Below are 13,456 nucleotides of genomic sequence, written 5' to 3'. Positions count from 1 at the left end.
CCCCGTCTCCGTCATATCATTTTGTTCTAATTTAGCGGCGGTCCCGACCAAAGTGCCAGAACTTTCGCAAGCCGCTGAACTTGGCATGTTTCCACGGCGATTGCGAGGCCCGGCCCGCCCGGCTATTTTGATGCGTCATGCCCGCCAGTAGCACCCCACACCCGCGTCCGCGCGTCCAGCACCACCGCCCCCGCCATGCCCGCACGGCACGGCGCACCGTCTATCACATGCTGGGCGGCGAAGGCCACGACGACCGGCTGGTCAAGGTGATCGACTGGTTCCTGATCGTGATGATCGTGTTGAACGTCATCGCCGTGGTGCTGGAATCCATGGAGCACCTGGCCATCGCCCATGGTCCGGCCTTTCACGTCTTCGACCTGTTTTCGGTGGCGGTGTTCTCGGTCGAGTACCTTTTGCGCCTGTGGACGGCGGTCGAAATGGACGAGCCGCGCTATCGCCATCCGGTGTGGGGACGGCTGCGCTGGATGGTGTCGCCGATGGCCATCGTCGATCTGCTGAGCGTGCTGCCCTTCTATCTGGGCATGTTCGTCGAGATGGACCTGCGGGCCATCCGCGTGCTGCGCGTGCTTCGGGTGTTCAAGCTGGGCCGCTATTCCATGGCCATCAACGTCATGGTGGCGGTAGCGCGCCAGGAAGCCCGCGCCATCGGCGCCGTGCTGTTCGTGATGGCGGTGGTGCTGGTCTTCACCTCGGCCCTGATGTACCTGTTCGAGCACCGCGCCCAGCCCCATGTCTTCGCCGACATTCCCACCTCGATGTGGTGGAGCGTGGTGACGCTGACCACCCTGGGCTATGGCGACATGGTGCCGATCACGCCCATGGGCCGGCTGCTGGGCGGCTTCACCGCCGTGCTGGGTATCGGCATGATCGCCCTTCCGACCGGTGTGCTGGCCTCGGGCTTTTCCGAGCAGATGCGCATGCGCCGCGAGGAATATCGCGAGGCGGTCGAGCGCGCCCTGGAAGACGGCGCCATCACCAAGCGCGAACGCCGCCTGCTCGACGACACCCGTCTGCGCCTGGGCCTGTCCGAGGAAGAGGCCTCGCTGGTGCTGGAAGACGCCGTGCGCCACCCCCACCCCTGTCCCCATTGCGGCAAGACCATCCACGGACATTCCGAGCCCGAGGATTGATCATTCGTCCACCAGGCGCAGCAGGCGGTGCATGGCCGTCCGGTGGATGCCCAGGCGATCCAGATGCTCGACGGTGGCGGCCAGATAGTCGCGGGCCCGGCCGCCCTTGCCCTCGCCCTGGCGCACCAGCCGCACCGCCTCGGATTGCGGGCCGGACCAATATTGCCAATGGTCGCGATCGACCACATAGGCATAGGCTGGCACCTGGCGGCCATCGGACAATCGCACCGGCAGGAAGCGCGGCAGATAGACCCCGGTCACCAATTCGCGGGCATCCAGCATCTCCTTGATCGCCGGCCAATCGGCACCTGCGACCTTCAGCGCCCGGCCAACGCACGAGCCGGCCCGGTCCAGCCCCAGCACCAGGCCGGGGCATTGTTCGGTGCCGCGATAGATGGTCGACAGCACGCACATCGCCCGGTGCCAGCCGGCCAGCCGGGCCGGACGAATTTCCGCCGGGCGGAAGTCGGGCCGCCACATCAGCGATCCGTAGGCGAACACCCACACGTCCGGATCGCCTTGCGTCGAGCCGACGGGCGGAGTAGACGAATCACTCGCCCCGTTGGCGTTGGATGAAGTCATGACCCTGCGTCGCCCGTTGCCGATCCTGGTTGCCGCCCTGACCGTCCTGGCGGCGGCTTATTCAGCCTATTGGTTTCATGTCGCGGGTACCTTGCGCAAGGGGCTGGATGAATGGGCGGCGCGCGTCGGCGCCCAATGGGATAAGGCCGAGACCTCGGGCTTCCCGTTTCGCCTGACCCTGACCCTGACCGCGCCGCGCCTGACCGTCAACGGCACCGGCTGGCAGGCCGATGCGGTCACGGCCCAGGCCTCGCCGTTCGACCTGACCCGGATCACCGTCAGCGCGCCCGGCCACCATCACCTGACCTCGGCCCACGGCGATGTCGAACTGACGGCCGAGACCCTGACCGCCCTGGTGCGCCTGGACCTGGCCGGCCGGCTCGAGGATGTCGCGGTGACCGGCGACGGCATCGCCAGCTCCGGCTGGCAGGTCGGGCGGATCGAGCTGTCGGTCACGCCCTTGGCGCCCGCCATCATCGACCACCAGACCGCCACCTTGCAGGCACGCCTTGCCGCGCGCGAGCTGACCCTGGCCGAGGATGTGCCGGCCTTCCTGGGCCGCACCATCGGCTTGGTCGACCTGGCCGCCCAGTGGAAGGGCGCCCTTCCCGTCGATGCCCGGCCGCGTTCGCTGAAGGATTGGGCGGCGTCGGGCGGCACCATCGAACTGACCCGGCTGGGGATCGAATGGGGCAAGCTGGCCCTGGACGGCGAGGGCACCCTGGCCCTGGACCCGGCCGGCCAGCCGCTGGCGGCACTTTCGACCCGGGTGCGCGGCCTGCCGGTGCTGCTGGACCAGTTGGCCGAAGCGGGGCTGATCCAGCCCGACGCCGCCAACGCCATGAAATTCCTGCTGATGATGCTGTCCAAACCCGACGCGCAGGGCCGCCCGGCCATCAACGCCCCGGTCACGCTGCAAGACGGCGCTGTCTTTCTGGGGCCGGCGCTGTTGACCCGTATCCCGCCGATCATCTGGCCCGAGGAGTAACCCGCCATGAAATCCGCCTCGTTCCATCCGCCCAAGCGCCTGTTGATGGGCCCCGGCCCGTCCGACCTGCATCCACGCGTGCTGGCGGCCATGGCCCAGCCGACCATCGGCCATCTCGACCCCGCCTTCATCGACCTGATGGACGACATCAAGCGCCGGCTGCAAGCGGCCTTCGGCACCGCCAACGAGCTGACCATGCCGATTTCCGGCCCCGGCTCGGCCGGCATGGAGGCCTGCTTCGTCAATCTGGTCGAACCGGGCGACGTGGTGGTGGTGTGCGTCAACGGCGTGTTCGGCGGCCGCATGAAGGAAAATGTCGAGCGCATGGGCGGTCACGCCGTGCTGGTCGAGGATGCCTGGGGCTCGCCCGTGGATCCGGCCAAGGTGGAAGCGGCGCTGGCCGCCCATCCCGGCGCCAAGGCCCTGGCCTTCGTCCATGCCGAGACCTCGACCGGCGTGCAGTCCGACGCCGCCGCCCTGTGCGCCCTGGCTGCCAAACACGGTGCGCTGTCCATCGTCGATACCGTCACCTCGCTGGGCGGCATTCCGGTCGCGGTCGATGCGTGGGGCGCCGACGCGGTCTATTCCGGCACCCAGAAGTGCCTGTCCTGCGCGCCCGGCCTGTCGCCCATCACCTTTTCGCCCCGGGCCGTCGAGGCGGTCAAGGCGCGCAAGACCAAGTGCCCCAGCTGGTTCCTGGATTTCAGTCTGCTGCTGGGCTATTGGGGCGGCGGCGCCAAGCGGGCCTATCACCATACCGCGCCGGTCAACGCCCTGTACGGCCTGCACGAGAGCCTGGTGCTGCTGGAAGAAGAAGGGCTGGAACAGTCGTGGGCGCGCCATGCCCTGCAGCACCGCGCCCTGGTGGCCGGGCTGGAAGCCATGGGCCTAGGCCTGCCGGTCGCCCCCGCCCACCGCTTGCCGCAACTGAACGCCGTCACTGTCCCTGACAGCATCGACGAGGCGGCGGTGCGGGCGCAATTGCTGTCGCGCTTCGGACTGGAAATCGGCGCCGGTCTGGGCGCCCTGGCCGGCAAGGTTTGGCGCATCGGCCTGATGGGCCAAAGTGCGTCACCGGCCCATGTCATGGCCTGCCTGACCGGCCTGGAAACCGTGCTGGCCGAGATGCAGGCGCCCATCGCCACCGGCCGGGCGACAGGCGCAGCCAGCCAGATCCTATTCGGCTGACGGCTTGGCCGCCTTGGCCTTCGGCGGGGCCTTGGGCTTCGCCGGGGCCTTGGCGGCGGCAGCCTTCACCGGGGCGGCCTTGGGGGCCAGGCCGGCCAGTTGGGCCTCCAGCGCCTCGACCCGCTTTTGCAGGGCATCCTGCTCGGACCGGGCCTTGATGGCCATGTCGCGCACCACCTCGAACTCTTCGCGCGGCACCATGTCGGCGCCGGACATGAAGCGTTCCATCTGCTGGCGCATCATCGCTTCCATCTCGGCGCGCAGGCCGGAAAGCGCGCTCATGGCGCCGCCGGCCATGCGGGCGAGGTCGTCGAAGAAGGGGTTCTGGGTCTGCATGATCGGACTCGCGAATGTTCGGGAAAGCTTCGCCCATTATGGGCGTCGGCGGAAAAAACCTCAATCGCGCTCACGCTGTTCGCAGGCCCGCACCGGTTTCGTTACACCTGAAGCCCTGCGGCTTGCCCCGCATGGCGACGCGGCCTATAAACAGCTCTCGATTGGATTGCTGAGCGCGAGGGGATTGCCATGATCGTCGTCACCGGAGGAGCCGGCTTCATCGGCTCGAACATCCTGGCTGCTCTGGAAGCCCGCGATGCCGGCAAGCTGGTGGTGTGCGACCGTCTGCGCGCCAACGACAAGTGGAAGAACGTCGCCAAGCGCGAACTGGCCGACATCGTTCATCCCGAACAATTGTTCGACTTCCTGGAAGCCAACCGCAAGCACGTCCAGGTGATCTTCCACATGGGCGCCATCTCGGCCACCACCGAGACCGACGCCGACAAGATCGCCGCCAACAATTTCTCGCTCAGCCTGGCTCTGTGGAAGTGGTGCGCGCTGTCCAACGTGCGCTTCATCTACGCCTCGTCGGCGGCGACCTATGGCGACGGCACGCAAGGGTTCGACGACGATTGGTCGATCGAGCACCTGGCGACGCTGGCCCCGATGAACGCCTATGGCTGGTCGAAGCACCTGTTCGACCGCCGCGTCGCCCGCAAGATCGCCACCGGCTCGCGCAAGCCGCCGCAATTCGTCGGCCTCAAGTTCTTCAACGTCTACGGCCCCAACGAGTACCACAAGGGCGGCCAGCAAAGCGTGGTGTCGCAGATCTATCCGCACGCCAAGGCCGACGCCGCCTATCAGCTGTTCCGCTCGCACAATCCGAACTACAAGGATGGCGGCCAGATGCGCGACTTCATCTGGATCGACGATTGCGTCGACGTGATGATGTGGATGCTGGACAACCCGAACGTCAGCGGCATCTTCAATGTCGGCACCGGCAAGGCCCGCACCTTCAAGGACCTGGCCAGCGCCGTCTATCACGCCCTGGACAAGGAACCCAACATCAAGTTCCAAGACACGCCGGTCGCCATCCGCGACAAGTACCAGTACTTCACCCAGGCCAACATGGACCGCCTGCGCGCCGCCGGCTATCACAAGCCGTTCACCAGCCTGGAAGACGGCGTCACCAAATATGTGCGCGACTATCTCGACCAGGCCGATCGGTACAAGTGATGTTCGCCATCGCCTTCCCGGCCATCGACCCGATCGCCATCGAATTCGGCCCGATCGCCATCCGCTGGTACGCCCTGGCCTATATCGCCGGGCTGATGCTGGGCTGGCATTACGTCAAGTTCCTGTGCGCGCGGCCGCCACACGCCATGCGCGACACCGACGTCGATGACTTCCTGGTGTGGGCGACACTGGGCGTGGTGCTGGGCGGCCGGCTGGGCTATGTGGCTTTCTACAAGCCGCTTTACTATCTGGCCCACCCGGCCGAGATCTTCATGGTCTGGCATGGCGGCATGGCCTTCCACGGCGGTGCCCTGGGGGTGATCCTGGCCATCATCTTGTTTTCCCATCGGCGCAAACTGGACCTGTTCGCCGTCGGCGACGCCGTCTGTTGCGCGGTGCCGATCGGCCTGTTCTTCGGCCGCATCGCCAATTTCATCAATGGCGAGCTGTTCGGCCGCGTCGCCCCCGACGTGCCGTGGGCCATGGTGTTCCCGGCCGGCGGCCCCGAGCCGCGTCATCCCAGCCAATTGTACCAGGCCGGCCTGGAAGGCCTGGCCCTGGTGGTGGTGCTGGCCCTGATGTGGCGGGTGCCGGCCATCCGCAACCGCAAGGGCACCATCGCCGGCACCTTCCTGATCGGCTATGGCATCGCCCGGGTCATCGGCGAACTGTTCCGCCAGCCCGACGCCCATCTGGGTTTCCTGGTCGGCGGCGCCACCATGGGCCAGTTGCTGTCGGTGCCGCTGTTCGCCGCCGGCGGCCTGGTGATCTGGTGGGCCGGCAAGCGCCGTCCACGCGTCTGACATGGCCTCGCTGACCGCCCTGCTGGCCGAGCGTATCCGCCTGGGCGGGCCGGTAGCCGTCGCCGACTTCATGGCCGAGGCGCTGTTCCATCCCGAACTGGGCTATTACACCAGCCGCGAGCCGTTCGGAGCGCAGGGCGACTTCACCACCGCGCCGGAAATCAGCCAGATGTTCGGCGAGATGATCGGCCTGTGGGCCATCGTCGCCTGGCAGATGCTGGGCAGCCCCGAGCGCCTGGTCTTCGTCGAATTAGGGCCGGGCCGCGGCACCTTGATGAGCGACATGCTGCGCACCATCGCCAACGTGGGCGCCTGCCGCGCCGCCCTCGAGATCTGGCTGGTGGAAGCCAGCCCGCGCCTGGCCGCCCGCCAGGCCCAGACCCTGGTCGGCCACGACATCCATTGGGCCGAACGCTTCGACGACCTGCCCGATGGGCCGATGGTGCTGGTGGCCAACGAATTGTTCGACGCCCTGCCGATCCGCCAGCATGTCCACCACCAAGGCCGCTGGCACGAGCGGATGGTGAACCTGGAAGCCCCCGGCTTCGCCTTCACCGCCGGCCCCCACTCCCGCCCCGACCTGCCCGACGCGCTTTTGGACGATGCCCCCGACGGCGCCATCGCCGAGACCTGCCCGGCCGGCCGCACCCTGGCCGCCGCCATCGGCGCCCGCATCGCCCGCCAGCCCGGCCTGGCCCTGGTCATCGATTACGGCCATCCGCGTTCGGCTCTGGGCGAGACCTTGCAGGCGGTCAGCCGCCATCGCTTCCACCCGGTGCTGGAAGCCCCCGGCAGCGCCGACCTGACCGCCCATGTCGATTTCGAGGCACTGGCCCAGGCGGCCATGCCGGCCCGGGCCTGGGGCACGGTGACCCAGGGTGAGTTCCTGAAGCGCCTGGGCATCGAGACCCGGGCCGCCCTGTTGGCCCAGGCCGGCGGCCCCAAGGTCAGCGCCGACATTGCCGGCCAGTTGCGCCGCTTGATCGATTCCGATGAAATGGGCACCCTGTTCAAGGTCCTGGCCCTGGCCCATCCGGCATTGCCGGCGCCGCCGGGATTCGTCGGCTGAAAGGAAGCTGGATGATCACGCTGTCCGCCTTAAACGAGATCATGCGCATTCGTCACGCCTTCTTCACCCGTGAAGGCGGGGTGTCGACCGGCATCTACGCCTCGCTGAATTGCGGTCCCGGCTCGAACGACGAGCCCTCGGCGGTGGCGGAAAACCGGTCGCGCGCCATGGCCATGCTTAATCTGCCCGACAAGGCCCTGGTCACCGTGCACCAGGCCCACACCGCCGAGTCCATCCTGGTCGATGCCCCGTTCGCCTCCGATTCCCGCCCGGTCGCCGACGGCATGGTCACCACCCGGCCCGGCCTGGCGCTGGGCATCCTGACCGCTGATTGCGCGCCGGTGCTGTTCGCCGACCGCAAAGGGGGGGTGATCGGCGCCGCCCACGCCGGCTGGAAAGGCGCGCTGGCCGGAATTCTCGACAACACCCTGGCCCGCATGGCCGAGCAGGGCGCCAAGGCCAAGAACGTCGTCGCCGCCATTGGCCCCTGCATCGGCCAGCGCTCTTACGAGGTCGGGCCTGACTTTCCCGCCGCCTTCCTGGCCGAGTCCGCCGACAATGCCGATTTCTTCGCGCCGTCTCCGAAGGCCGGACACTTCCTGTTCGACCTGCCGGGCTATGTGTCGCGCAAGCTGGCCCGGCTGGGAGTGCAAGACGTCACCCGCCTTCCGGCCGACACCCTGCGCGACAAGGCCCGCTTCTTCAGCTATCGCCGCACCACCCTGGCAGGCGAACCCGATTATGGCCGACAATTGTCGGTGATCGTGCTGGAGCGCTGATGCCCCACCTGATGATGCTGCTGGCGTTCCTGGCCATCGCCACCCTGACCACCTGCGTCGGCCTGATGGTGGGCTGAACCATGCGACTGCGCTGGGCCCTTCTGGTGCTGACGGCGATGGTCGCCGCCTGTGGCGACATTCCCCAACCGTTCCGCCATGAAGGGCCGCCGCCGTCGCTGGCGCGGCCGAAGATGGGGCGCGGCCTGACCATCCGGCCGGTCCTGGCCTTCCCCGACCTGGCCGAGGAAATGGTCAAGGCGCTGGAACTCAAGGAAATCCCGGCGACCATCAGTACCAACGCCGCCTTCGGCCACGTCCTGACCGCCGAAGTGATCGACAACGGACTGGACTGGTCATTGGCTGCCGCCGACGGCACGGTCGTCACCGCCTTCACCCAGCCGATCCCGCGCGCGGTCTGGCAAAGTCCCGATCCCCGGCGTCTGAAGGCTGTCGCCGCCGAGGCGACCGGAATCCTCGCGGCCCGCCTGACCGACCCCGACGCCCTGCCGCGCCGCGACGCCCCGGTGGCCGAAGCGACCCGGCCCAAGATTCGCGTCGAGCCCATCGCCGGCCTGCCCGGCGATGGCGACAAGGCATTGCCGCAAGCGCTGCGCCAGGCCCTGGATTCGGCCGGCTTCGACGTGGTGCCGGCGGGCGGCGCCTATGTGGTGCGCGGCCTGGTCTCGGTGGGCCCGGCCAAAAGCGGCGACGACCTGCTGTCGGTGGCCTGGCAGGTCAAGCGCGCCGTCGATGGCGGCCAGATGGCCTTGATCGACCAGGAGGGTGAGGTGCCGAAGGGGCGCCTGAAAGGACCGTGGGGCGGGCTGGCCCGCGACGTCGCCGAAGGCGGCGCCGCCGGCATCATCCAGGTGGTCCGCGCCGCCGAAAGGGCCGGCATGGCCGCCCCGGAAACCGAGGCCCGGCCCGCCGAGACTCCGCCACCGGCCCCAAGCCCGTTTACAGAAATGAGACCGGCTGATATAGGAAGGGCCAATTCAAGCGAGCAGAAAATTGTGGCGGGAACGGCCCCGGGTCAGGTGAAGGCGGCGACCAAACCGCCTGCCAAGGTTTCTCCGGTCAAAACGGTGAAATCGACGCCTGCCAAGGGGGTCAAGGCCAGTCCCTCCAAGAACAAGACGGTGAAGAAAGCTTCTTCGCCAAAGCCCAACGCCCCGCGCTCACCCAAGGTGCCAGCTCGATGAAAATCCTCGCCTGCAACAGCAATCGCCCGCTCGCCGAAGCGATCGCCGAATACATGACCATGTCCATCACCAAGGCCAGCGTGCGCCGGTTCTCGGACATGGAGATTTTCGTCGAGATCCACGAGAACGTTCGTGGCGAGGATGTCTTCGTCATCCAGTCGACCTGCTATCCCACCAACGACAATCTGATGGAGCTGCTGATCAGCCTGGACGCGCTCAAGCGCGGCTCGGCCCGGCGCATCACCGCCGTCATTCCCTATTTCGGCTATGCCCGCCAGGACCGCAAGTCGGGTCCGCGCACGCCGATCTCGGCCAAGATGGTCGCCAACCTGATCACCACCGCCGGCGCCGACCGCGTCGTCACGCTGGACCTGCATTCCGGCCAGATCCAGGGCTTCTTCGACATCCCGCTGGACAATCTTTATGCCGCCCCGGTGTTCGTCAACGACATCCGCGCCCGCTATGACAACGTCATGGTGGTGTCGCCCGACGTCGGCGGCGTGGTGCGCGCCCGCGCCATCGCCAGCCGCATCGACGCCGACCTGGCGATCATCGACAAGCGCCGCGAACGGGCCGGCGTGTCGGAAGTGATGAACATCATCGGTGAAGTGCATGGACGGCGCTGCGTGCTGGTCGACGACATCGTCGATTCCGCCGGCACCTTGTGCAACGCGGCGGAAGCCCTGATGAAGGCCGGCGCGGTGTCGGTGTCGGCCTATGTGACGCACGGCGTGCTGTCGGGCGGCGCGGTGGCCCGCGTCACCTCGAGCCCGCTGGAAGAGCTGGTCATCACCGATTCCATCCCCGCCACCGAGGCGGTCAAGATGGCCCACAACATCCGCCAGATCACCATCGCGCCGCTGATGGCCGAATCCATCCAGCGCATCTCGGAAGAGCGCTCGGTTTCCAGCCTGTTCGATTGAAAGAGGGCCGGGCGGAAAACCGCCCGGCCCTTTCGAGGTGTGGTTCATGGGAGACAACCTCCCCCCTGTGGAGGGGTCGACCCGGACGCCCTGAACCGACGGACGGCCGGGGATCCTTGGACCAAGATGAAATCATCTTGGTCTCATTCTTTTCTGCCCCTCTGCCTTAGCGCATGCCTCCGGCATGCTTGGCCGCGGCCGCAATGGCCGCTGGGGCGCGAGGATTTCAACCTGAAATCATCGCGCAGCCCTTGGCCCTGGCGAACTTCGATTCGGTGGTACGACCCAACTCGCGGCAAATGAAATCGCCGGCCTGGACCAGCTTGTCCAGATCGATGCCGGTGGTGATCCCCAGGCCGTTCAGCATGTAGACCACGTCCTCGGTGGCGACATTGCCGGAGGCGCCCTTGGCATAGGGGCAGCCGCCCAGGCCGGCGACCGAGGAATCGACCGCCGCCACCCCCTTTTCCATCACCGCGAAGATGTTGGCCAGCGCCTGGCCGTAGGTGTCGTGGAAGTGGGCCGCCAGGCGCTCGACCGGCACCCGGGCGGCGACCGTCTCGATCAGGGCCTGGGCCTTGCCCGGCGTGCCGGTGCCGATAGTGTCGCCCAAGGAAATTTCGGCGCAGCCCATATCCAGCAGGCGGCGGGCGACATCGGCCACCGCTTCGGCGGCGATGTCGCCTTCATAGGGACAGCCCAGCACGCAACTGACATAGCCGCGAACCACCAGCCCCGCCGCCAGCGCCTTGTCGATCACCGGGGCGAAGCGATCCAGGCTTTCGGCGATGGTGCAATTGATGTTCTTCTTCGAGAAGCTTTCCGAGGCGGCGGCGAACACCGCGATGTCGGCGGCGCCGGCCGCCAGCGCCTGCTCAAGCCCTTGCAGGTTGGGCACCAGAACCGGATAGCTGACACCCGGACAGCGGGTGATGGCGGCCATCACCTCGGCCGACGACGCCATCTGCGGCACCCATTTGGGCGACACGAAGCTGCCGGCCTCGATGGCTGTCAAGCCTGCGGCGGCCAGCCGCTCGATCAGCTCGACCTTGACGGCGACCGGCACCGGCTGCGCCTCGTTCTGCAGTCCGTCGCGCGGGCCGACCTCGACGATCCTGACGGCGCGGGGCAAGGTCATCGCCAACTCCCCTCTGTCGTCGTCCCCGCGCAGGCGGGGACCCAGGGGGTGTACCGCCGCCGCGTCCCCGGTTCCTGGATTCCCGCATTCGCGGGAATGACGGGAGAGCGCCTCATCATTTCTTGGCCTCGTCGGCGTCGAAGGCCAGCAATTCGGCGCCGTCGGCCACCTGATCGCCCACCGCGTACAGCACCTCCTTGACCGTGCCGTCGGCGGGTGCTGCGATGGTGTGTTCCATCTTCATCGCCTCGACCACCATCAAGGGCTGGCCGCGTTCGACCCGGTCGCCGGCCGCCACCAGCACCTGCACCACCCGCCCGGTCATCGGCGCCGCCAACGAGCCCGGCCCATCCTGGTCGGCGGCCTTGGCCGACGGATCGTCAAGCTTCAGGCGCCAACTGGCGCCGTCCAGCAGCACGGTGATGTCGAAACCGTCGGTCACCACCGAGGCCGAGCGGCGCTCGCCGTCCAGTTCGGCGGTGATGCGTCGGCCCTGACGGCCGGCACCGCGGACCCGCATGGTCCCGCCGTCCAGATCGACCTCCCAGCCATCGGTGCGGAAATGGACGGTGACCAGCCGCACCGCATCGGCGTCGATCAGGCGGAAATCATGGTGGTTGTCGTCGTTCATCCGCCAGCCGCCGGTCTGGTGCCAGGGCGACCAGCGATCGCCCGAGCGAGCCGCGGCGGCGGCGGCATGGTCTTCCCGGTCCAGCAGCAGGGCGGCGGCGGCAAAAGCCAGGGCGGCGGCCGGCACCGGCCGCGAAGCCGGGATCAGGTCGGCCCGGTGGCGGTCGATGAAGCCGGTATCCATCTCGAAGGCAGCGAAGGCCGGATGTCCGGCGATGGCGGCCAGGAACGAGATGTTGGTGACCAGCCCGGCCACCTCGTAATCGGCCAAGGCCCGGCGCAGACGGCGCAGCGCCGAATCGCGGTCCTCGTCCCACACGATCAGCTTGGCGATCATCGGGTCGTAGAAGGCGGTGACCTCGTCACCCTCGACCACGCCGGTATCGACACGGACATGGGGGCTGGACAGCGGCGGCACCAGATGGACCAGCCGGCCGGTGGCCGGCAGGAAGTCCTTGGCCGGGTCCTCGGCATAAAGGCGGGCCTCGAAGGCATGGCCCTTGCGGATCAGCTCGTGCTGGCCCAGGGGCAGCGGCCGGCCGGCGGCCACCAGCAATTGCCATTCCACCAGATCCTGGCCGGTGATCATCTCGGTCACCGGATGCTCGACCTGCAGGCGGGTGTTCATCTCGATAAAATAGAACTGCCCGTCCTGGAACAGGAACTCGACGGTGCCGGCCCCTTCATAGGACACCGCCTTGGCCGCCTGCACCGCCGCCTCGCCCATGGCCTGGCGGATCTCGTCGGGCAGCAGCGGGGCCGGCGCCTCCTCGATCACCTTCTGGTGGCGGCGCTGGGCCGAGCAGTCACGCTCGAACAGATAGATGCCGTTGCCCAAGCGGTCGCAGAACACTTGGATTTCCACATGGCGGGGATGGTCGAGATAGCGCTCCAGCAGCAGCGAATCATCGCCGAACGAAGCCTTGGCCTCGCGCCTGGCACCGGCGATGGCGCTGGCCAGTTCGGCCTCGGCCCGAACCACCCGCATGCCCTTGCCGCCGCCGCCGGCCGAGGCCTTGACCAGCAACGGATAGCCGATCTCGCCGGCCGCCTGGGTCAGCACCGCGTCGGACTGGTCGGCACCGTGATAGCCCGGCACCATCGGCACCCGGGCCGCTTCCATCAGCCGCTTCGATTCCGCCTTCGAGCCCATGGCGCGGATCGCCCCGGCCGGCGGGCCGATGAAGGTGACACCCTGGGCCGCGCAGGCTTCGGCGAAGCAAGCGTTTTCCGACAGGAAACCATAGCCGGGATGGATGGCCTGGGCCCCGGTCGCCTTGGCGGCGGCCAGGATCTTGTCGGCCACCAGATAGGATTCGGCCGCCGCCGCCGGCCCGATCAGGATGGCTTCGTCGGCCAAGCGGACATGAAGGGCGTTGGCATCGGCCTCGGAATAGACCGCCACGGTGCGGATGCCCAGGCGCTTGGCGGTGCGGATGACACGGACCGCGATCTCGCCCCGGTTGGCAATCAGGATTTTGTCGAACATCG

At 67.7% G+C, this 13,456-nt stretch carries 13 protein-coding genes; 9 read left to right on the top strand and 4 right to left on the bottom strand.

The genetic code is table 11. The features are described from left to right. Positions 1-137 precede the first annotated feature (137 nt). Positions 138-1,151: an ion transporter gene (locus A6A05_RS06615; RefSeq protein ID WP_082910758.1), complete on the top strand. Its 1,014-nt coding sequence runs from the start codon at positions 138-140 to the stop codon at positions 1,149-1,151. Here the strand turns inward: A6A05_RS06615 and A6A05_RS06610 are convergent, their stop codons facing one another. Next, the gene (locus A6A05_RS06610) at positions 1,152-1,733 is read right to left on the bottom strand and encodes a gamma-glutamylcyclotransferase (protein ID WP_082910757.1); all 582 of its coding nucleotides are present in this window, start codon (positions 1,731-1,733) and stop codon (positions 1,152-1,154) included. Between A6A05_RS06610 and A6A05_RS06605 the strand changes: the two genes are divergently transcribed. Further along, a complete protein-coding gene (locus tag A6A05_RS06605) occupies positions 1,732-2,721 on the top strand; it encodes a DUF2125 domain-containing protein (protein WP_068498671.1) in 990 nt (329 codons plus the stop codon). The genes A6A05_RS06610 and A6A05_RS06605 overlap by 2 nt on opposite strands. 6 nt (positions 2,722-2,727) lie before the next feature. Then, on the top strand, positions 2,728-3,909 hold the full coding sequence (locus A6A05_RS06600) for a pyridoxal-phosphate-dependent aminotransferase family protein (protein WP_068498669.1): 1,182 nt from the start codon (positions 2,728-2,730) through the stop codon (positions 3,907-3,909). On the opposite strand, the gene A6A05_RS06595 is transcribed toward A6A05_RS06600, so the two are convergent. Beyond that, positions 3,898-4,245, bottom strand: a complete 348-nt coding sequence (locus A6A05_RS06595) for an accessory factor UbiK family protein (RefSeq protein WP_068498667.1) — start codon at positions 4,243-4,245, stop codon at positions 3,898-3,900. The two genes, A6A05_RS06600 and A6A05_RS06595, sit on opposite strands and share 12 nt — an antisense overlap. Positions 4,246-4,434: 189 nt before the next feature. Between A6A05_RS06595 and rfaD the strand changes: the two genes are divergently transcribed. The 6 genes from rfaD (at position 4,435) to A6A05_RS06565 (ending at position 10,197) form a co-directional block, all read left to right on the top strand. Then, positions 4,435-5,421 carry an ADP-glyceromanno-heptose 6-epimerase gene (rfaD, locus tag A6A05_RS06590; protein WP_068498665.1) on the top strand — a complete coding sequence of 329 codons (987 nt, stop codon included), beginning with the start codon at positions 4,435-4,437 and terminating at the stop codon, positions 5,419-5,421. Next, a complete protein-coding gene (lgt, locus tag A6A05_RS06585; RefSeq protein ID WP_068498663.1) occupies positions 5,418-6,224 on the top strand; it encodes a prolipoprotein diacylglyceryl transferase in 807 nt (268 codons plus the stop codon). The genes rfaD and lgt overlap by 4 nt, the downstream gene beginning before the upstream one ends. A gap of 1 nt (position 6,225) precedes the next feature. Next, positions 6,226-7,293, top strand: a complete 1,068-nt coding sequence (locus A6A05_RS06580; protein WP_068498660.1) for a class I SAM-dependent methyltransferase — start codon at positions 6,226-6,228, stop codon at positions 7,291-7,293. An 11-nt stretch (positions 7,294-7,304) separates the two neighbouring features. Continuing rightward, positions 7,305-8,072 carry a peptidoglycan editing factor PgeF gene (gene pgeF, locus A6A05_RS06575; protein ID WP_068498658.1) on the top strand — a complete coding sequence of 256 codons (768 nt, stop codon included), beginning with the start codon at positions 7,305-7,307 and terminating at the stop codon, positions 8,070-8,072. Positions 8,073-8,152: 80 nt separating this feature from the next. Further along, positions 8,153-9,274 carry a hypothetical protein gene (locus tag A6A05_RS06570; protein ID WP_068498656.1) on the top strand — a complete coding sequence of 374 codons (1,122 nt, stop codon included), beginning with the start codon at positions 8,153-8,155 and terminating at the stop codon, positions 9,272-9,274. Next, positions 9,271-10,197 (top strand): ribose-phosphate pyrophosphokinase, encoded by a 927-nt coding sequence (locus tag A6A05_RS06565; protein ID WP_068498655.1) that lies wholly within the window; start codon positions 9,271-9,273, stop codon positions 10,195-10,197. Before A6A05_RS06570 ends, A6A05_RS06565 begins: the two co-directional genes overlap by 4 nt. A gap of 226 nt (positions 10,198-10,423) precedes the next feature. Here the strand turns inward: A6A05_RS06565 and A6A05_RS06560 are convergent, their stop codons facing one another. Next, positions 10,424-11,335: a hydroxymethylglutaryl-CoA lyase gene (locus A6A05_RS06560; RefSeq protein WP_068498653.1), complete on the bottom strand. Its 912-nt coding sequence runs from the start codon at positions 11,333-11,335 to the stop codon at positions 10,424-10,426. Between the two features lie 115 nt (positions 11,336-11,450). Continuing rightward, positions 11,451-13,454: an acetyl/propionyl/methylcrotonyl-CoA carboxylase subunit alpha gene (locus tag A6A05_RS06555; RefSeq protein WP_068498651.1), complete on the bottom strand. Its 2,004-nt coding sequence runs from the start codon at positions 13,452-13,454 to the stop codon at positions 11,451-11,453. Between the last annotated feature and the right edge of the window lie 2 nt (positions 13,455-13,456).

It is taken from the genome of Magnetospirillum moscoviense, assembly GCF_001650635.1.
GTDB classification, from domain to species: Bacteria; Pseudomonadota; Alphaproteobacteria; order Rhodospirillales; family Magnetospirillaceae; genus Magnetospirillum; species Magnetospirillum moscoviense.
Note: the sequence above shows the minus strand (reverse complement) of the source record. Positions and strands in the feature narration are given on the sequence as shown.

Excerpts from the sequence above, each read along its gene's own strand:
- A6A05_RS06615 (WP_082910758.1), top strand. The coding sequence starts at position 138 with ATGCCCGCCAGTAGCACCCCACACCCGCGTCCGCGCGTCCAGCACCAC.
- A6A05_RS06605 (WP_068498671.1), top strand. The coding sequence starts at position 1,732 with ATGACCCTGCGTCGCCCGTTGCCGATCCTGGTTGCCGCCCTGACCGTC.
- A6A05_RS06610 (WP_082910757.1), bottom strand. The coding sequence starts at position 1,733 with ATGACTTCATCCAACGCCAACGGGGCGAGTGATTCGTCTACTCCGCCC.
- A6A05_RS06600 (WP_068498669.1), top strand. The coding sequence starts at position 2,728 with ATGAAATCCGCCTCGTTCCATCCGCCCAAGCGCCTGTTGATGGGCCCC.
- A6A05_RS06595 (WP_068498667.1), bottom strand. The coding sequence starts at position 4,245 with ATGCAGACCCAGAACCCCTTCTTCGACGACCTCGCCCGCATGGCCGGC.
- rfaD (WP_068498665.1), top strand. The coding sequence starts at position 4,435 with ATGATCGTCGTCACCGGAGGAGCCGGCTTCATCGGCTCGAACATCCTG.
- A6A05_RS06580 (WP_068498660.1), top strand. The coding sequence starts at position 6,226 with ATGGCCTCGCTGACCGCCCTGCTGGCCGAGCGTATCCGCCTGGGCGGG.
- pgeF (WP_068498658.1), top strand. The coding sequence starts at position 7,305 with ATGATCACGCTGTCCGCCTTAAACGAGATCATGCGCATTCGTCACGCC.
- A6A05_RS06570 (WP_068498656.1), top strand. The coding sequence starts at position 8,153 with ATGCGACTGCGCTGGGCCCTTCTGGTGCTGACGGCGATGGTCGCCGCC.
- A6A05_RS06565 (WP_068498655.1), top strand. The coding sequence starts at position 9,271 with ATGAAAATCCTCGCCTGCAACAGCAATCGCCCGCTCGCCGAAGCGATC.
- A6A05_RS06560 (WP_068498653.1), bottom strand. The coding sequence starts at position 11,335 with ATGACCTTGCCCCGCGCCGTCAGGATCGTCGAGGTCGGCCCGCGCGAC.
- A6A05_RS06555 (WP_068498651.1), bottom strand. The coding sequence starts at position 13,454 with ATGTTCGACAAAATCCTGATTGCCAACCGGGGCGAGATCGCGGTCCGT.